Raw genomic sequence first — 18,340 nt, 5'->3', positions numbered from 1 at the left:
GCCGCATTCACAGCGCGAAGCTCGCAGCCCACGCGATCAACACCGAAACCGGCCCCATGATCTGCCGGCTGATCAACACCGCCGGCACGCCGACGCGAATCGTCTCCGGCTTCGCTTCACCGAGCGCCATGCCGACCGGCACGAAATCGCAGCCGACCTGCGTGTCGTATGCAAACAGCGCGGGCAGCGCCATCTGCGGCGGAATCGTGCCGTTGCCGAGCGCCGGGCCGATAATCGCCGCGCCGATCACCTGCGCGATCACCGCGCCGGGACCCAGCACCGGCGACAGAAACGGCAGCCCGCAAATCGCCGACAGCACGACCAGCCCGACGATGTTGCCGGCCAGCGGCTCGAGCAGATGCGCGAGGCCGGTGCCGATGCCGGTCGCGTTGATGATGCCGATCAGCATCGTGACGAACGCCATGAACGGCAGCACGTTGCGGATCACCGTGTCGATCGCCTTGCGGCCGCTGTTGAACAGCACGTTGACCACACCGCCCATCGCGCGGCCGATCGACGTGATCAGGCCGACCACGCCGCGGCTTTCATGCTCGCCGGCGGCGGCTGCGGCACCACTGCCGCTGCGTGCGGCCATCGCAAACGCGTCGCCGTGGCTGACCGGCGCGGCCGGACTCACGGCGCGCGCCGACGCCGCCGCACCTGCCGCGGAAGATGCCGCCGCGCCATCGTCTTCGACCAGCGTCAGGTTCTCCACCTGCACGCCCGACACATACAGGTCTTCGGTGATGAACTGCGCAAGCGGCCCCGACTGCCCGACCGGCGTCAGATTGATGGTCGGGATCTTCTTGCGCGGATATACGCCGCAGCGCGCCGTGCCGCCGCAATCGATCACCACCGCGGCCATCTCCGATTCGAGCGGCGGCGTGCGAAAACCGTCGACGACCGTCGCGCCGGTCAGCTCCGCGAGGCGCAGCGCGAGCGGCGGAATATCGCCGCCCGTTACCGCAACGATCTTGTTGCGTTCAGGCGTCGGCGTAATGAAAAGCGGGCCGCCCCAGCCGTTCGGGCCGCGTTCGACCTTGACGGTGCGATAGGCTCTCGTGTCCATGCGTTGTCCCCTTGTGTGTCGGGTCTGAGCGAACGTCGGATGTGACGCGGCCGGTCACAGCTGGATGTTTTCGCGGCGCGCGATGACCCGCGTGATCGCTTCGGTGAGGACGCCCTTCAGCAGGTTCACGAACAAACCCACGATCAGGTAGAACAGCGCGAGCTTCGGAATCGAGAACGGCAGCGGATGGCTTTCCGCGAGTTTGGTGAGCCCGGCAGCCACGCCGAGCCAGACGAATAGTTCGCCGGGGTTGCAATGCGGAAACAGGCCGGTAATCGGATGGCATAGCGACACCGCCGAATCGTAGAACGCGGGCTTGTGGCGCTCTTCGAGAAATACGCCGAAGGTGTAGGCCATCGGGTTGGTCAGGAAGAACATCGCCAGCAGCGGCAGCAGCGTATAACGCGTGATCACGTTCTTCGAGAAGAAGCGCGCGAGGCCCTGCACACGGTGCTCGCCGATCAGCGCGATCAACGTATAGACGGCGGTGAGCAGCACGATCAGCGTCGGCAGGATGCCGGTCACGAAACCGATAAAGACCTTGCCGCCCGCATTGAACACGCCGATAAACGCTTCGGCGAAGTGCGTAAGCCAGTCGAGGATGAACACGGCGACTCTCCCAGTGGGTCCAACACCATCACAGGAAGCTCGGTCGCGTAGCTCGACCGAGCGGGCGGCACAACTCGCAACGCGGCCGCGACAGGTTCTATCGCTGTGGGGTGCGCGGCCGCGCGCGATCGGTATCCGGCAATCTTCGACAGGCAGTGGCGCTCACGCGCATTCAGGCGGCCAGACCTTCGAGCGGCGCGGCAGGCGGCGCGTGCGCGGCGTCGGTGGCTTCGGCCACGCGGTCTGCGCGCTCGAGGGCGGCACGGCGCGCGCGTTCGAGCGCATCGGTGGCGGCCAGCGCCACGCTGCGGCGCAGCCGGCTCGCGGCAAGCCGCGCGATAAATTCGTCGATGGAAAGGTCGGTAAAAAAGCCGTCGTGCGCGCGGAAGCGGCTGAACACGGTGATGCCCGACATGCTGAGGAACTCGCGAATGCGCAGGTCTTCGGTGAGCACCACGATGGCGAGCGCGCCACGCCCCAACGTGACCTTGCACGCGCCGACGCCCAGGTATCCGCTTTGCGAGCGGCGGGCGGCGTCGCGAATCGCGTCGCCGCAGCGGCGCATCTGAAACCATGAACCGACCAGTTGCAACGCCCAGAACACGGCTAAAGCGAGCAACGCTCCACGCACATAGTCCATTGTCGTCTCCGGATTGTTCTGGCGGAGCCCTGGCTGCGCTTTGCCGCGCGTTGCACGTTTTGCACGCTCTGTTGTGCTTTGTCGCGCTACGGCAGGCGTCGCGTGGCCGGCTCTCTACGCATGCATGGTTCGTGTCGCGAGGCGCGCTGCCTGTTAATCGGCATGTGCGATGCGTGCGCCTCTGCACTACTGAACATCATGCCTTTTCAATAATACAATTGTTCACCCCAGACTGAATCGGGGAAAACGCCAGTGGGATGCATTGTCACTCCAAACGCGGGTTACGTGCATCCTTTTCTGTGGTTGCGCTTGCAATGTTATGCGCGACGATCAAAGCTGCATCGTCGCGCGCCTCGACATGCGGCAGGTGTCCGACCTGCGCGAAACGGTGCACCGCCACGCGGCCCGGCAAACCGTCCGCGTGGCGCGGCGGCAAGATGCGGTCCTGCATGCCCCACACCACGCGTATCGGCAGCGTCAGTGCCGCCAGCGCCGTCACCGCGACCCGCAGGTCGAGGCTTTGCGCGCCGTCGGGAAAGAAGCGCTCCGCGAGCGCCGCGAGACGCGCGCGCACGTCGGGGCTCGACAGTTGCTGCTCGGCGGTCGCGACGAACATTTCGTCCATTCGCGCCGGGTCCGCGAATAGCTCTTTGAGCCAGGCGGCAAAGCTCGCGCGACGCGTGGCCTGCGTGATGCCGCGGATGAAGGCGGCGTTGCTGTCCGGACCGAGCCCGGCCGGCGCGAACAGCGTCAACGAACGGATTCGCGTTTGCACCAGCGGACCATAAGCAGCGGTGGCAAGCGCGAGTGCGCCGCCCAACGAGTGGCCGATCAGATGACAAGCTGTAATGCCTTCGGCCGTCAGCGTCGCGTCGATCGATGCGACGATTTCGTCGAGTGAGCCGGCCTCTACCTGCGATTTGCCGTGCGACGGCAGATCGAGTGCGAGGATGCCGGGGTCGGGCGGAATCACGCGGTTCAGTGCGTGGCAGAACGGGCGCCAGCTGTTCAGCTCGGCGGCAAAGCCGTGCAGCAGCACCAGCGGCACGGCGCCCGGCGTGTGCGGACGCAGCCATAGGCGATGCAGTTGGGGGGCGGATTGTTCAGCATGTGGGTCGACCGTGCGTGCGCGCGACGCGTGCGTGATGGATGCGTGCGCAACGTCTTTTGCTTCGATGCGGCCCGACGGGCCTGAGCCGGCGACGTCCTGCAACGGCATGCGCTGCTCGCGCGCGATGCGGCGCGCGGCGGGCGTCGCGCGCAAATGCGTGACGTTCGCTCGCGCTTCATCGGCTGCTTGCGGCGGCACCGCCTCCGCCTGCGCCGCCGGTTCAACGCTCTGCGCGCCCAGGCTGCTCTGCTCGCGCTGCCCTTGCTGAGCATCTAACCCGCCCGCACCGGCCTGCACCACCGCCTGCGCCAGATCAGCCGCGGCCTCGCCATCCGCGTAGATCCACGCGACCGGCGTGCCGACCGGCAGCGACTGCCCGACCGGCGCGCAGATGTGGCGAATCACGCCGCTTACCGGCGCATCCACTTCCATCGTCGCCTTGCTGGTCTCGATCTCGAAGATCACGCTGCCCGCGCGCACTGCCTCGCCTTCGCACACATGCCATGCGGCAATCATGCCTTCGGTCATGTCCATGTCGACGCGCGGCAGGATCACTTCGGTCGGCATCTCAATGTCTCCCGCCGATAGAGCGGTGCGCCGCCGCAACGATATCCTCGACTTGCGGCACCGCGGCTCGCTCGAGTTCAGGGTTATACGGGATCGGACAATCCGCGCCGCCCAGACGAATCACCGGCGCATCGAGATAATCGAAAGCCTCGCTCTCGCACGCAATCGACGCGATCTCCGCACCGATGCCAAGCTGCTGCACGCCTTCGTACACGCAGATCAGACGCGAAGTCTTCTTCACGCTGTCGACGATCGCGCGGCGGTCGATCGGCCGCACGCTGCGCAAGTCGATCACTTCCGCGTCGATGCCCTGCGCGGCGAGCAGGGCGGCTGCTTCGAGCGAACGGATCGCCATCATCGACGTCGCGACGATCGTCACGTCGCGCCCCGCGCGGCGCAATGCGGCCTTGCCGATCGGCTCGGTGTAATAGCCTTGCGGCACCGGGCCTTTGCTTTTGTACAGCAGCTTGTGCTCGAAGATCAGCACCGGGTCCGGGTCGTCGAGTGCCGCGAGCAGCAAGCCTTTTGCATCGTGCGGCGTGCTCGGCTGGACCACCTTCAGGCCCGGCACATGCGCGAACCATGCTTCGAGGCTCTGGCTGTGCTGCGCCGCCGCACCCGTGCCCGAGCCCGCCGGAAAACGCATCACCAGCGGCACCGATACCTCGCCGCCCAGCATGAAGCGCATCTTCGCGGCCTGATTGACGATCTGCTCCATCGCGAGCGTCGCGAAGTCCGAGAACTGGAATTCGTAGATCGGCCGCGAACCGGTCAATGCCGCGCCCACCGCGATGCCCGCGCCGGCCAGTTCGGAAATCGGCGTATCCATCACGCGCCCGGTGCCGAAACGCTGTACCAGATCGCCGGTGACCTGAAACGCGCCACCGTATACGCCGATGTCCTCGCCCATCACGAATACGCGTTCGTCGCGTTCGAGCGCAATCGCGATGCCTTCCTGAATCGCCTGCGCATAGGTCAGTTCACGCACGTTGTCCGTCATCGCTCGCTCCGGCGCCTTGCGTGTAGACGTAACGGGTGAGTTCCGCACGCACGGGCGCAGGACTTTCCTGCGCAAACGCGATGCCTGCTTCGATCTCCTGTTCGACCTGCGCGCGGATCGCGTCGACGGTGGCCGTATCGATCAGGCCGTAGCGAAGCAGTTCGTGTTCGAAACGCTGGATCGGATCGCGTGCGCTCCATGCGTCGATTTCTTCGCGCGTGCGGTAACGGTTGCGGTCGCTCTTCGAATGGCCGCGCAGCCGGTATGTCTCGCATTCGATCAGGCTCGGGCCGTTGCCGCCGCGCGCTCGTGCGATCGCCAGTTCGCTTGCGTCGAGTACGTCGGCAAAGCTGTTGCCGTCGACGGTGACGCCGGGCATGTCGTAGGCCGCTGCGCGCTGCGCGATATGCGGCACTGCGGTCGAGCGTTCGACCGACATCGACATGCCATAGCGGTTGTTCTCGCAGACGAAGATCACCGGCAGCTTCCAGATCGACGCGAAGTTCAGCGACTCGTGAAAGGCGCCTTCGTTGTTCGCGCCATCGCCGAAAAAGCACAGCACTACGGCCGTGCGGCGCTGCTTGTGGATCGACAGCGCCGCGCCGACTGCAATCGGCAGCCCGCCGCCGACGATGCCGTTCGCGCCGAGATTGCCGCGCTTCACGTCGGCGATGTGCATCGAGCCGCCGCGGCCGCGGCAATAGCCGGTTTCCTTGCCGAAGAATTCCGCGAACATGCGTTTCGGGTCCGCGCCTTTGCCGATGCAATGGCCGTGGCCGCGATGCGTCGACGTGATGTAGTCGGCATCGGTGAGCGGCAGCGTCGCGGCGATCGCACTCGCTTCCTGACCGATCGACAGGTGCATCGTGCCGTGAATCAGGCCGCGCATGTAGGCCTGTTCGGCACTTTCCTCGAAGCGGCGCACGAGGATCATCTTGCGCAGCGCGTCGCGCAATATCGCGGGATCGTGACGGCGATATACGGCAGGCGTTGAACTGGCCGATTCCGCGAGCTGCTGCATATATGCCTCCTTGGGATGCATTGCACTGCGTTGTTGCTGTGCCGCTGTGCCGCTGTGCCGCTGTGCCGCTGTGCCGCTGTGCCGCGTTGCCGTGTTGCCGTGTTGCCGTGTTGCCGTGTTGCCGTGTTGCCGTGTTGCCGTGTTGCCGTGTTGCCGTGTTGCCGTGTTGCCGTGTTGCCGCGTTGCCGCGCTGCGCATGTCACGCGCTATCGCGCGTCATGCCGCCGCGATCGCCGCGCCCAGCACCATCTCGTCCTGCTTGCGGCGCAACGCGACGATTGCCGCGCCGCTATCCACCGCGCAATTGCGATACGTCAGCAATTCACCACGCGCGAGCGGCTGCGTCACGACACCGCGCTCAAGCAGCCCGCACGGCACCGCCTGCTGCGCGCGCGCGTCGCCAACCGTCATCGCCCACGCGCGGTACGTGTATTCGCCGATCGCATCGAGCCGCTCGCCTGGCCGCAAGTCCTTCTTCGCGACCGCGCACACTTCGACGCACGGCACCGGCAACGGCTGCATGTCGGCACGGCCGTACAGCACGGCGCGCGCGCAGGTCAGCGGCACTTCGAGGCTAGTCAGGTGGTACGGGCGATAGAACGTGTAGTACGGCCCGTTACCGAGCTTCAGGTCTTCCATCCGCTCGCGCAGACGCGGATGCGCCAGTTCCGCGACGACGAATACGCCCGGCGCGACCCCCTTGCCGATCGTGTAATCAACCACCCCCTTGCGCGACAGGATGCCGCCATCCGCCTGCGGACACAGCACGCTGTGCAGCACGTCGAGCGTGGCGCTCGGACCGTGCATGCCGGGCACATCCGGCGTCAGCCCGGTTGCATTGCCGATCGCGGCCATCTCGACCGCGGTCTTCGAGCCGTCGACGAATTCCACCAGCATGCGCGGGTTCATGTTGCGGCGCTGCGCTTCTTCGAGGTAGGCATCGGGCGTCGCATCGATGTTGAGCGGATTGTTCTTGCCCTTGCCGGCCGCGATCACCGGATAGCCGAGCGCACTGACGAACTGGATCAACTCGATCGTCGAACTCGGCTCGTCGCCTGCGCCGAGCGAATAGACGACGCCGAGGCGTTCCGCTTCGCGCCGCAAATAAGCGCCGATCGTCACGTCCGCCTCGACGTTCATCATCACCAGATGCTTGCCATGCTCCATCGCGGCGAGGCCGATTTGCGCGCCCACCGCGGGCTTGCCGGTCGCGTCGATCACGACGTCGATCAGGCCGCTCGCGCACACTGCTTGCGCATCTTGCGTAATCGCAATCTGACCCGCCTCGATGGCCTGCGCGAGCGCAGCCGGTGTTTGCGCCACGCGATAGCCGCTATCCGCGCGGTTCGCGACGCGCACCGCCTCACACGCCGCATCGACGCGCAATTCGGCAATCGCGCCGATCTCGAGGCCGTGCATCTGGCGCACCTGGGTGACGATATCGGTGCCCATTTCCCCGCAGCCGATCAGGCCGATGCGAATCGGGCGGCCGCTGGCAGCGCGCTTTTCGAGGTCGGCGGCGAGGCCGCTCGGCGTGATGTTGTGCATGGACACGTCTCCTGACAGGGTTCGTGAAACGGCAATGCGTACCGTCGTACGGAATGCTCTTGCACGGCACTTTTGTATTTTATGTTAGCAGTATGTTCATCAAAGGTACAAGGCGGGATCGACGCGAAAATGCGTGCCGAGGGTTGGGACTAACCCCTGGATCACGACGCGCGATGCACGTGACGGTGCAGTGCCGCATGAGCGCGCGCAGCGGCAGGCAACAAGAAAACACGGGGAAAATGAAGGTGTGGAGCGCTACAGCAACGAGGCGAGGAGCACAGCGCGGATGCTTTTCGGTGCGCCATCCAGTCTGGCAGGCATGCTAATTAACGAACGTAATCAGCCAGGAAACCTGCCGAAGAAAAGCGGCCTGCACCGGCGCACATTTTCAGGCCGTCAGCTTCAGCACATCTTTTGCGGTGTATTCGTCGGTGATCAGCACGGTCGGTTTGAGCAGCTTCAACGCACCCGCCAGCGCATGCACCTTGTTCGCGCCACCCGCCGCCAGCACGCGCACCGGCACTTTCCTGATGATGTCGAGCGGCACCGACATCACGCGCTCGTTGATCGGATGATCGACCAGCTTGCCGTTCGCATCGAAGAAATTGAACAGCATGTCGCCCACCGCGCCGGCCTTCACCACCGACGCGCGGTCCGCATTCGAAATGAATTTCGATTGATGCGAGGTCTGGTCGGCACCGGTTCCCGCCGCGCCGAGCAGTACCGCATCGAGCGATTTCGCGAGTTCGAAGATATCGGCCAGCCCGCAGCGCTCGATCAGCGTCTGCCGCGTCGCCGCGCTATCCACCAATAGCGGCGCGGTCATCAGATAGCAGTCGGCCTGAAACAGCGACGCGAGCCGCCACGCGAATTCGGCGGGATTGAACTTGCGCGCCTTGATGATGCCGCCCAGCAGCGACACCACCGACAAGCGCTCGACCGAACGCTCTTCAATGTACGCAAGCGCACTGACGAGCGTACGACCCCAACCGACGCCGATGCGCATATCTGCGCGCACCAGCGACGAAACATAAGCGCCGGTCGCCGCGGCGATCGGCCCGGTCGCATCGGCGCCGCGCGCCGATAGCGGCACGACGATCGCTTCGCCGATACCGAAGCGGCTTTCCAGCGCACGCTCCGCTTCCACACACTCGGCCAGACGGTCGCCGATCGAGATCCGGACCTCGTTGCGTTCGCGCGCAGCGGCGAGCAGACGCACCACCGTCACGCGTCCGACCCCCAGCTTCTGCGCGATTTCGTTCTGCGTCATTTCTTCGACGTAGTACATCCACGCAGCACGCAAACGCAGGCGCCGCGTGGGGTTCTGCTCGTCGATTTCGACACTGGCAGGGGAAACATTCGCCTTCGGCAAGCGCAACTCCTATTATTGAATAGTCGGTATCGACGCTGAACAGTTGTGCTATCTTAACTTCAAATGTTGCATCACTGAGACACGCCATGGAGACGAAATCTCTATTGCCGCAACAGCTCTCGCGCGACATCAGCCAGCTCGGCATCGCGCTGAAGGATTGCGCGCGGCAGCTGCGCTACGCGGCGCGCAATGTGCCCGGTCCGATGCGCGGCGAAGGGCCGGGTCTCGCGCATGCTTCATCGCACATCGCACCCGCGCGGCTTGTCTCGCCACTCTCGCTGGAATCCGTTGCACATCTCGCCGACGATCTGCTCGAAAGCGCCGAATCGTTCGCCGGCCATGCCGTGCCGCCGCTGCAAGACCACTGGAAATCGCCGGTTCCGCTGGCCACGCTCAGCAGTTATCTGCGCACGCCGCGCGACGATACGAAGGCGCAGCGCAAGTTCTCGATGTCGTATTACGCGGCCGCCAAACGCATGATCATGCAATGCGGCGCCACCGATGTGCTGATCTTCGAGCACCGCGTGAGCAGCGCGCTCGACGATGCGCGCACCGCGCTTGCTGTGGCGGGCGAAGCGGCGTTGCCGTCGTACGCCGGTTCCGCCGATGCGCTTGCCGCACTGTGCCGGCCCTGCGCGCAACTCGCGCTGTCGCTGATGGACCAGCAGCCGATCCGCAGCACGCGCTTCGATACGCTGCCTGACGTCAGCGCGCCGTGGTGGCTCGTCACCGAACCGAACGCGTATATGTTCGTGCTGCTGCCGCTGGCATCGCTGTGCAAGGAGGCTTGCGCGAACGCCCTCGTCACCGAGCCCGATGCGGTGCTGCGCTTTTTCTCCGACGTGATCGGCGCGCGCGAAGTTGCGCTGCGCGCCGCACTGAAAGAACGCGACCGCGTCGACGCGCTGGCGCGGGAAATCGAACATATCGTTTCGCATCTGTGCTGAGGCTGCCGCGGCGTTGCCGATCGCTGCGCTGGCATCAGGGTCCGCACCCATGCTGTTATTTGTGCCGCTAGCGGGCGGCATGCTCAAAGGAGCCGCGTCATGTTGCAAGCGCCGCGCAACAGCCACGTTCAACCGCTGCACGTGTGGGAGCATATGCAGAAGCTGACGTTATGCCGGCAGCTGCTGCAGCAATGCTGCGACGAGTATGGCGCGCGGCACGGCATTCGCATCGAGATCGACAGCCGTCAGTTCACCCGCGCGTACTTTGTGTGGATCGACGCGGTGTCGCATAACGACGATTATCGCCGGCGCAATCCGCGCGATTTCTATCAGTTCGCGTACGGTGCGCTGCTGCGCGAACTGCTGCACGAAAAAGCGGTGCGCTGCGCCGAGCATGCGCCGTTGCAGGCGCAAACACCCGTCGACGTCGCGAGCTGGTGGCCGGTCGGCTACATGCTCACGTATTTCTGCATTGGCTTGTTGAAGCGCACATTGCGTGAAGAATGCGGGCTCGACGTCGAGCCCGCCGACGCGCTGTCGCAGCCGGAAGTGTGGCAGTCGTTCCGCGAAAATCTCGTTGAGGAGCCGTCGCTCGCGATTGCGTACTTCGACAAGTTCATGGGCGTCGAGCCGAACTGGCGCGAACCGGGGTTCGTGGCGAACCGCCCGGCGTCCGCGCGCGTCACGCGAATCATGCGACCGGTTTGAGCGCGGCGCGCGGCCGCGCGTGCACCCGATGTGCACCCGGCGTGCAGATTGACTTACGCAAGCACCGCCTTCAACCGCGCGCCGGCCAGCGGCAAATCGCGAATCCGCGCGCCGGTTGCATCGGCAATCGCATTGGCGAGCACGGCCGCAGCCGGCCCTTGCGCCGCTTCGCCGACGCCGAGAAACGGCAGCCCCGGCCGGTCGATCAGATGCACGTCGACCTGCTTCGGTACCGACGAGAAACGCATGATCGGATAAGTGCTCCAGTCGTAACTCGTGATGCGCTGCGTATCGAACTGGGTCTGTTCGTATAGCGTCCAGCTCGCGGTCTGCAGGATGCCGCCCTCGACCTGGTTGCGCACGCCGTCCGGATTGACGATCTGCCCGCAATCGATTGCTGTCACCACACGCTCGATGTCGATCTGTCCGGTGTTGCGATCGATGACGATCTCCATCGCGATCGCGCAATACGCCATCAGGTTCTTGTACTTCGCGAACGCAAAACCGACGCCGCGCAAACCGCCCGCATCACGCCGCCCTTGCGCACTGTCGCGCACGCCGCTGCTGCGCGCACCGCCGCGCTTCTGCCAGCCAAAGCGCTGCGCCGCCAGTGCGATCACATCGCGCGCACGCGGATCGTCGAGATGCTTCAGGCGAAACTCCACCGGATCGGCCTGCGCCGCCAATGCGAGCTCGTCGATAAAACTCTCGATCGCGAAGATGTTCATATGCGCGCCGAGCGAACGCATCGCCGACACGCGGATCGGCATGTCCGGCAGAAAGTGATATTGCACGTGCAGGTTCGGCAGCCTGTACAGCGGAATGCTGTTGCGGTCGCCATCGCCTTCGGGCATCGGAATCGGTTTCGGCGGCGCCGGCTTGAATGGTTGCGCGAGCAACCACGTCGGCATCAGGCGGCCGGCGTTTTCGATCCGGTTGTTGTGCGTGTTGCTCCACATCTCGTAGTTCCAGTCGACGATCGTGCCGCTCGCATCGAGCGACGCGCGCACATGCGCGCTCATCGCCGGGCCGAACGGCTCCCACGTGTGCTCCTGCTCGCGCATCAGCTGCACGCGCACCGGCCGCCCCGGCATCGCGCGGGCGATCAGCGCGGCATCCGCGGCGACGTCGTCGGCACCGTTGTGGCCGTAACAGCCGGAGCCTTCGACGTGAATGCAGCGCACCTGCCCGTTCGGCAGCGACAGCATTTCCGCCAGCCCCGCGCGCAGCGGATAGACGCCTTGCGTGTGCGTCCACACCGTCAGCGCGCCGTTGTCGAACTGCGCCACCGCGCAGGACGGCCCGATCGAACCGTGCGTCATATACGGCTTGCTGTAGCGCGCTTCGAGCGTGCGCACCGCCGTGCCGGGCTGCGCGCCGGCTTGCGGGTTGCCCGGTACCGCGTGCCGATCCGCTACTTCGATTTCCTGTGCGGGCAGTTTCATCAGCGTCGCGTGGATCGTCGCCGGATCCGGCAATGGCGGCCCCGCATGCCATTGCGCGGCGGCCATCAGTTCGCGCATCGCGACGATCGCGCGCCATTCGTCGTCGGCGACCACCGCGAGGTAGCTGCCGTCGCGCACCACTTTCAGCACGCCGGGCAGCGCCTCGATATGCGTCGTATCCAGCGCAGCCAGCGTCGCGCCATAGGCCGGCGGACGCACGACACGCGCGTGCACCATATGCGGCAAACGCAGGTCCTGCACATAGCTTTGACCACCGCTGACCTTGCCCGGAATATCCACGCGCGGCAGCGTGCGCCCGACCACGCGAAATTGCGCAGGCGGCTTGAGCGGCACGCCGGGCCGCGCGGACTGATGCAGATCGACACCGCTCACTGCTTCGCCATACGACAGGAGGCGCCCGTCCGCGGCGACGATGGTGCCGCCCTGCGTGGTCAGCGTCGCGATGTCGACGTTTAGATGCGTGGCCGCGCTTTGCAGCAGCAGCGCGCGCACTTGCGCGGCCGCGTTGAAGATCGCGGTGCCGCTGTCGGCTACCGAGTGGCTTCCTGCGGTATAGCCTTCGTTCGGCGTCTCGCCGGTATCGGCGGTGATCAGCTTGATCTGGTGCGGCTCGACGTCGAGCTGCTCGGCGGCCAGTTGCAGGAACGCAGTGCGGATGCCAGTGCCGAGTTCGGCCTTGCCGGTGCAAACGGTCACGCCGCCTTGCGCGTCGATCCTGATCCACGCGTCGAGCTGCGGCGATGTTTTCAGGCTGCCGGGCAACAGCGGCGCGGCGGCGGTGAAGGTGCCCGCTTCGGTGGTGGTCGTCTGCGCGATCGCGCGTGTGGGCGGCAGCAGCGTGAAGCTGACCAGCAGCGAGCCGGCCGCCAGAAAGCGGCGGCGGTTCATGTCGACCGTTGTTTCGACGTCGGCTTTTACTGGGGCTTCATTCGATCCGCGCCCGCTCATGAATGTGCCCCTGCGCTTGCGGCCGCCTCGAGCCCACCCGCGCCCGCCACTTCGCGGATCGCCGCGACGATCCGCATATGCGTGCCGCAGCGGCACAGGTTCGGCTGCAGATGCGCGCGAATCTGCTCGTCGCTCGGTGTCTTCACACGCTCGAGCAGGCTCTGCGCGCGCATGATCATCCCCGCGATGCAGTAGCCGCACTGCGCCGCCTGCTGGTTGATGAACGCGCGCTGCAACGGCCCCGGATGCGCAGCGCTGCCGAGTCCTTCGACGGTGCGCACCGGCCGCTCGCCGCACGCAACCGCCGGTATCAGACACGAGAATACCGGCTGGTTGTCGACCAGCACCGTGCACGCGCCGCATTGGCCGAGACCACAACCGTATTTCGCACCGTTCAGCTGCAACTGGTTGCGCAGCACGTAAAGCAGCGGCGTCGACGGATCGATGTCGAGCGTATGGCGCACGTTATTGACAGTCAGCGTAATCATGGCTCGACGCCCTCCTTGCGTATCTTTGCGACGGCTGCGGCGTCGAGGTCGGGCCACGGTCCATGCTTGCTGAAACGGGCCCGCGTGTAGTTGGCGAGATCGGCGATCTGCGCGTCGCTGAAGGTTTGCGCGAACGGCGGCATGAAATGCGCGGCCTCGCTGTGCTGCCAGCCGATGCCGTCCAGCATCATGCGCACCGTATTGCGCGGGCTGTCCGCATTCACCGCGGTACCTTGCGCAAGCGACGGCCGATCGCCGAAGATCGACATCGGCGCCACCACGCTATGGCACGACGCGCATGCCGCATTGAATAGCGTCGCGCCGTTGGCGAGCGCCGCGGGCGGCGCCAGTTGCGTCAGGTTCACCGCCTGGTTGTGCGGACCTGCACTCGCACTCGCACCCGCACCTGCACTCGCTGCAACTGCGCCCGCGTTCGCCGGTGCTGCCTGTTGCAGCGACATCAGATAGGTCGCCATCGCTTCGACATCCGCCTGCGGCGCGTTCTCCAGCGACTGCGTGACCGGCAGCATCGGGCCCGCCGCCGCACCATGCTGGCTCGCAAAGCCGGTACGCAGATACGCGACCAGTTGCGCGCGGGTCCACGGTGTCGGCGCGTTCAGCAACGTGGTCAGCGGCGGCGCGTCCCAGCCGTCGATCACGCCGCCGGCAAACATCTGCTCGTGCTTCTCCGCACCAAGCTGGCCAAGCGGCGTGTGGCATGCGCCGCAATGGCCGACGCCATCCACCAGATAGCGGCCGCGCTGCCATTCGACGGTCTGCGTCGGGTCGGTCGTGCCCTCCGCTTCGGCGTTGACAGGCGTGCCCGGCATGGGCCCGCGCTGCAGATACAGCAGATTCCAGCCCGCCACCAGCGGCCGGAAATTCAGCGGAAACACCAGCCGGTTCGCCGGCGCGCTCGCCCGCACCGGATCGCGCGACATCATGAACGCGTAGACCGCGGCGATATCCGCGTCGGTCATATGCGTGAAGTGCGGATACGGAAACGCCGGATACAGATGATGCCCGTCGCGCGACACGCCGTTGCGCATCGCGCGCGTGAACGCCGCGAGCGACCAGCGGCCGATGCCGGTGTCGGTATCGGGTGTGATGTTGGTCGAGTAGATCGTGCCGAATGGCGTGACGAGCGGCAAGCCGCCGGCGAATGGCTTGCCGCCCTTCGCGGTGTGGCAGACGACGCAATCGCCGAGCGCAGCGAGATGCGCACCGCGTTCGATCTGTGCGGCATCCGCTGCAGCCGGCGCCTGCGCAGCGACGGGATCGATCGATCGCTCCCATGCCTGCGAGAGCCCAGCGGCCGCCGCAAGCACGATGGCAACCACGACGATCTTCCCTTTCATCCCGCCTCCAGCGTCGAGTTCACGACGCACCATTGCGATTACGATTACGCAGCGACGCAATGCGCATTTCTTTCAGCAAGCATCCATCACAGCAGCACTACGCGGGCGGCACATCCACAGTGATCTGTGCTTGCCCGCGCAGTGCTCCGTATGATGCGTGCGCTGAAAAAAAGTTGCCAGTGCAAGATGAGGCTAAAGCACGTGATGGGGTGAAGCGATGAAGCGCGCATATCGCGTTGCCTGTCAGCCGCGATATGCGCGTTGCTGCGCGCGTGAGCGTGAGCGTTATCGTGACCTACCAGCTATAGCGATACGCCGCCTGCCCGAACACCTGGCGCCGATAGTCGCCGCCGATGTTGCGCGCATAACTGACGTTCGCATAGAGCAGCGATGCCCGGCCCAGGCTCGCCGATACGCCGACGCCCAGCTCGTACCACGTCTTCGCCAGATGATCGTCGAAGCTTGTGCCCGCCACCGTCGTCGTGCCCGGCGAGAAGAAATCGTGCAGCACGTTCGCCGAAAAATACGGCGTCGCGCTGCCGCTCTTCGTATCGTTCGACAGGTTCGCGTCGAACAGCCGGAAGCCGATCCGGCCGCGCAGCGCATTGGTCGTGTTCCCCGAGATATCGGAGACGCCGTCGCCGAAGTCGTTCAGATGCAGGTACTGGTACAGCAGCTGCACTTGCGGCTCGATCGCGAGCGGTGTCGAAGCGATCGCGAACGGCTTGCCCACCTCGCCCGATGCACCCGCGCCGAAACCGTTCTGCGTCGCGCCATCGCCGAAGATGTCGCCGTACTTGTTGCGGTAGTGCGTGAACTGGCCGACGCCATCGATATAGGTGCCGTCCGGCAGATACTTCGTCCAGTAACCGCCGAGCGTCTGCGCCTGGGTTTCGACCGAGCCGGTGCTGGTGCTCAGGTTGGGATTGATGCTGCGGAAGCTGTCTTCGAAGGTGCCCGACGAAGAGCCGAAGGTCAGCGTCACGCCGGCATGCGTGCTGCCGCCCTTCTCGCCATGCGCGAGGGTCCAGTCCTTGCCGAACTCCGCGAAGAAGGTCCGTTCGTCGGCGGAGAAGCGATCGGAGCTGTTCGCATCGACGTTCGCGCCACCCAGGCGCGCCCAGACGCCATTGCGCTGCTGGTTGCGGTTTTGCGGGTCGCCTTGTCCGGCGTTCGCGATATCGCCGACGCGATCCTGCAACTGGCCCAGCATCGTGAAGCCGTAGTCGGCGTTCAACAACGGTGTCATCGAATAGCCGACCACACCTGGCCGGAACGCGACCGGGCCGCTGCTTGCATCGGTGCCCGGCGCTGCTGCGGCAAAGCTGCTTGCGACGCCCTGTGCCTGCGCCGCCGCCGTGGCGCTTGCCGCAGCCGGCGTGCTGCCGTCTTCGAGCGTGGTGCGCAGGAACCAGCTGTTTGCGCCCGACGCGCCGCCCTTGTACAGCAGGTATTGATACGCGCCGCTTTGCACCGGGCTGGTCAGATGGAACGCGTTGCTCGTCGACGTGCCGTTCACCTGCACCAGCTGGACGCCGTCGCCGCTGGTTGCGACGCCGTTGCGGGTCACGCGCACCGTCAACGCGGTACTGCCCGTGACATTGCCGCCGACCACTAGCTGCGAAGCCGTCCCGCCCGCCTGCAGCTGTTCGTTCATCACCAGCTGCGCATTCGCGCCGCCCGTATAGTTGCCGCCGATCGTAAAGCTGCCCGGCCCCATGCCGGTGAACTGCGGCAACGCGGCGGCCACCGCCAGCGTGCCATTGTTGTTCACCGAGCCGAGCGCCGCGCCATAACCGCCGAGCACCGCGCCAGCGGCCACCGTGGTCGTACCGCTACCGAGCGTCGCGCCGCGGTGCGATGCATCGCCGACGGCGACCGTTGCGCCCGCATCGATCGTGGTCGTGCCGGTGTACGTACTGGTGCCGTTCAGCGCCACATTGCCCGCGCCGATCTCGACGCTCGCGAAATTGCTGATCGCGCCGGCGTAGTTGAATTGCTGCCCCACGCCCGGCGCGATCGTCAGGCTGCTGGTGCCGGTGCCGCCCGAGATATCGCCGTTGATCTGCGCCGCGCCGCCGAGAATCTGCAGGCTGCTGTTGCCGCTGCCGAGATCGACCGCGCGACCGCTCGAATCCGCGGTGATCGTGCCGTAGTCGATCACGCTCGCGTCGTTCGCGCCGGTGAACACCGCCGCCGCGGTCGCACCGCCCCCTTCGAGCAGGCCGCCCGGCAGGTTCACGATGCTCACCGTAAAGCTGTTGCGCGCGCCGGTCACCGCAATCGCCGAATCGGTCTGGCCGCGAATCACACCGCTGTTAACCACCGACGTATTGCCGAAAATCCCTTCGATCGGAATTGCCGCGCCGCTCACCGGATCCTTGTCGATGCCGGCCAGCGTGATGCCGCGACCGACGCCGCCGTTGATGTTGTCGCCCTCGATACGCCCCGAGTTGACGATCGTGCCGCCGCCCACCGTCACGCCTTCGCTGGTGTCGTTGAGCGCCTGCGTCGACAGGATCGTGCCGGTGTTGGTGAGGTTGACGAGGCCGTCCACGTCGACGCCATCGCCGTCGCCGTTAATGCCGTTGCCGACGATCATGCCGTGGTTGACGATCGTCACCAGCTCGTTGGCATTGAAGCCGTCGATGTTGATACCCGAACCGTTGCTGCCTTCGATCAGACCGCCCAGGTTGTTCGTCACGCTGAGTTTGAAGGTGCCGTCGGTGGTGGTATCCGTGTTGCCGCCGGTGATACCGTGCCGCGCGCCGATGATCGAACCGGTGCCCGCCGTGCTTGCGGTGCCAGTGGTTGCGTTCACAACGGTAATGCCGCTGTTGCTCTGCAGATCGACGCCGTCCGAGCTGTCCGTGCTGCCCGGGTTGTTGGTCGACTTGATCAGGCCGTCGTTGTAGACGAAGCCGTTCACGCCGGGGCGCACCGCATCGGCTTCGTTGGCGAGAATCTGGCCTGACGCGAAGTTGTACAGGACGTTGCGGCCGGTCGTGATCGCGTTGAAGTCGATCGCCTGCGAGCCGCCCGCCGATGCGTTGTTCGAATTCAGCGTGCCCGCGTTGAAGAAGACGATGTTGCTGTTCGCCTTGTTCATCTGGATCACGTCCGAATCGTTCGTGAAGATCGTCGCGCCCGCGTTGTTGAACACGCTCAGCGTCAGGCCGCCGGTATTGTCGCGGATGGCGCGGCCGGTATCGGCATCGATCGTGCCGTTGTTGACGATCGTCGCATTGCCGGTAACCGCGATCGCGGTCGTGCCGCCGGTGACATTGAGCGTACCGCCCTGCTCGACCCTGCCGGCGAGGCCATTGGCGAGCACCTGGGCGGTGCCGAGCGTCTGGCCGCTTGTTACATCGAAGGCGGCCGGCGACGGCGCTGCCCATGCCTGGCTTTGATCGAACAACGCCAGGACCCCGAGAACCACGATTGTTTTTTTCATGTAGCGTGCTGTGACGGAGAGGGAGCCGGCACTT

General features: G+C 65.5%; 14 protein-coding genes. 2 read left to right on the top strand and 12 right to left on the bottom strand.

Going from position 1 to position 18,340, the window contains the following annotated elements:
• Window positions 1–7: 7 nt before the first annotated feature.
• The 8 genes from srlE to ACYVNQ_RS27395 all read right to left on the bottom strand — a co-directional run bounded on the left by srlE (window position 8) and on the right by ACYVNQ_RS27395 (window position 8,937).
• The gene (gene srlE / locus ACYVNQ_RS27430; RefSeq protein WP_460906765.1) at window positions 8–1,069 is read right to left on the bottom strand and encodes a PTS glucitol/sorbitol transporter subunit IIB; all 1,062 of its coding nucleotides are present in this window, start codon (window positions 1,067–1,069) and stop codon (window positions 8–10) included.
• 54 nt (window positions 1,070–1,123) lie between these two features.
• Window positions 1,124–1,678 carry a PTS glucitol/sorbitol transporter subunit IIC gene (srlA, locus tag ACYVNQ_RS27425; RefSeq protein ID WP_460906763.1) on the bottom strand — a complete coding sequence of 185 codons (555 nt, stop codon included), beginning with the start codon at window positions 1,676–1,678 and terminating at the stop codon, window positions 1,124–1,126.
• Window positions 1,679–1,850: 172 nt separating this feature from the next.
• Window positions 1,851–2,318, bottom strand: coding sequence for a transcriptional regulator GutM (locus tag ACYVNQ_RS27420; RefSeq protein ID WP_460906761.1), 468 nt, complete (start codon window positions 2,316–2,318; stop codon window positions 1,851–1,853).
• A 265-nt stretch (window positions 2,319–2,583) separates the two neighbouring features.
• Window positions 2,584–3,996: an acetoin dehydrogenase dihydrolipoyllysine-residue acetyltransferase subunit gene (locus ACYVNQ_RS27415; protein ID WP_460906759.1), complete on the bottom strand. Its 1,413-nt coding sequence runs from the start codon at window positions 3,994–3,996 to the stop codon at window positions 2,584–2,586.
• Between the two features lies 1 nt (window position 3,997).
• Window positions 3,998–4,996 (bottom strand): alpha-ketoacid dehydrogenase subunit beta, encoded by a 999-nt coding sequence (locus ACYVNQ_RS27410; protein ID WP_460906757.1) that lies wholly within the window; start codon window positions 4,994–4,996, stop codon window positions 3,998–4,000.
• On the bottom strand, window positions 4,977–6,017 hold the full coding sequence (locus ACYVNQ_RS27405) for a thiamine pyrophosphate-dependent dehydrogenase E1 component subunit alpha (RefSeq protein ID WP_460906755.1): 1,041 nt from the start codon (window positions 6,015–6,017) through the stop codon (window positions 4,977–4,979). The genes ACYVNQ_RS27410 and ACYVNQ_RS27405 overlap by 20 nt, the downstream gene beginning before the upstream one ends.
• A gap of 216 nt (window positions 6,018–6,233) precedes the next feature.
• Entirely contained in the window at window positions 6,234–7,565 is a 1,332-nt protein-coding gene (locus ACYVNQ_RS27400; protein WP_460906753.1) for an NAD(P)H-dependent oxidoreductase, read from the bottom strand.
• Between the two features lie 388 nt (window positions 7,566–7,953).
• The gene (locus ACYVNQ_RS27395) at window positions 7,954–8,937 is read right to left on the bottom strand and encodes a sugar-binding transcriptional regulator (protein WP_460906751.1); all 984 of its coding nucleotides are present in this window, start codon (window positions 8,935–8,937) and stop codon (window positions 7,954–7,956) included.
• Between the two features lie 86 nt (window positions 8,938–9,023).
• Here ACYVNQ_RS27395 and ACYVNQ_RS27390 point away from each other — a divergent pair, with 86 nt between their 5' ends.
• The gene (locus ACYVNQ_RS27390) at window positions 9,024–9,884 is read left to right on the top strand and encodes a hypothetical protein (protein WP_460906749.1); all 861 of its coding nucleotides are present in this window, start codon (window positions 9,024–9,026) and stop codon (window positions 9,882–9,884) included.
• Between the two features lie 99 nt (window positions 9,885–9,983).
• Window positions 9,984–10,592 carry a hypothetical protein gene (locus tag ACYVNQ_RS27385; RefSeq protein ID WP_460906747.1) on the top strand — a complete coding sequence of 203 codons (609 nt, stop codon included), beginning with the start codon at window positions 9,984–9,986 and terminating at the stop codon, window positions 10,590–10,592.
• Between the two features lie 53 nt (window positions 10,593–10,645).
• Here ACYVNQ_RS27385 and ACYVNQ_RS27380 read toward each other — a convergent pair whose 3' ends face one another.
• The 4 genes from ACYVNQ_RS27380 to ACYVNQ_RS27365 form a co-directional block, all read right to left on the bottom strand.
• Window positions 10,646–13,006, bottom strand: a complete 2,361-nt coding sequence (locus tag ACYVNQ_RS27380; protein WP_460906745.1) for a xanthine dehydrogenase family protein molybdopterin-binding subunit — start codon at window positions 13,004–13,006, stop codon at window positions 10,646–10,648.
• Window positions 13,003–13,494: a (2Fe-2S)-binding protein gene (locus ACYVNQ_RS27375; RefSeq protein ID WP_460906743.1), complete on the bottom strand. Its 492-nt coding sequence runs from the start codon at window positions 13,492–13,494 to the stop codon at window positions 13,003–13,005. Before ACYVNQ_RS27375 ends, ACYVNQ_RS27380 begins: the two co-directional genes overlap by 4 nt.
• On the bottom strand, window positions 13,491–14,852 hold the full coding sequence (locus ACYVNQ_RS27370) for a cytochrome c (protein WP_460906741.1): 1,362 nt from the start codon (window positions 14,850–14,852) through the stop codon (window positions 13,491–13,493). The genes ACYVNQ_RS27375 and ACYVNQ_RS27370 overlap by 4 nt, the downstream gene beginning before the upstream one ends.
• Before the next feature lie 295 nt (window positions 14,853–15,147).
• Window positions 15,148–18,306, bottom strand: a complete 3,159-nt coding sequence (locus tag ACYVNQ_RS27365; RefSeq protein WP_460906739.1) for an autotransporter family protein — start codon at window positions 18,304–18,306, stop codon at window positions 15,148–15,150.
• Window positions 18,307–18,340 lie beyond the last annotated feature (34 nt).

It is taken from the genome of Paraburkholderia jirisanensis, from assembly GCF_054782355.1.
Note: the sequence above shows the minus strand (reverse complement) of the source record. Positions and strands in the feature narration are given on the sequence as shown.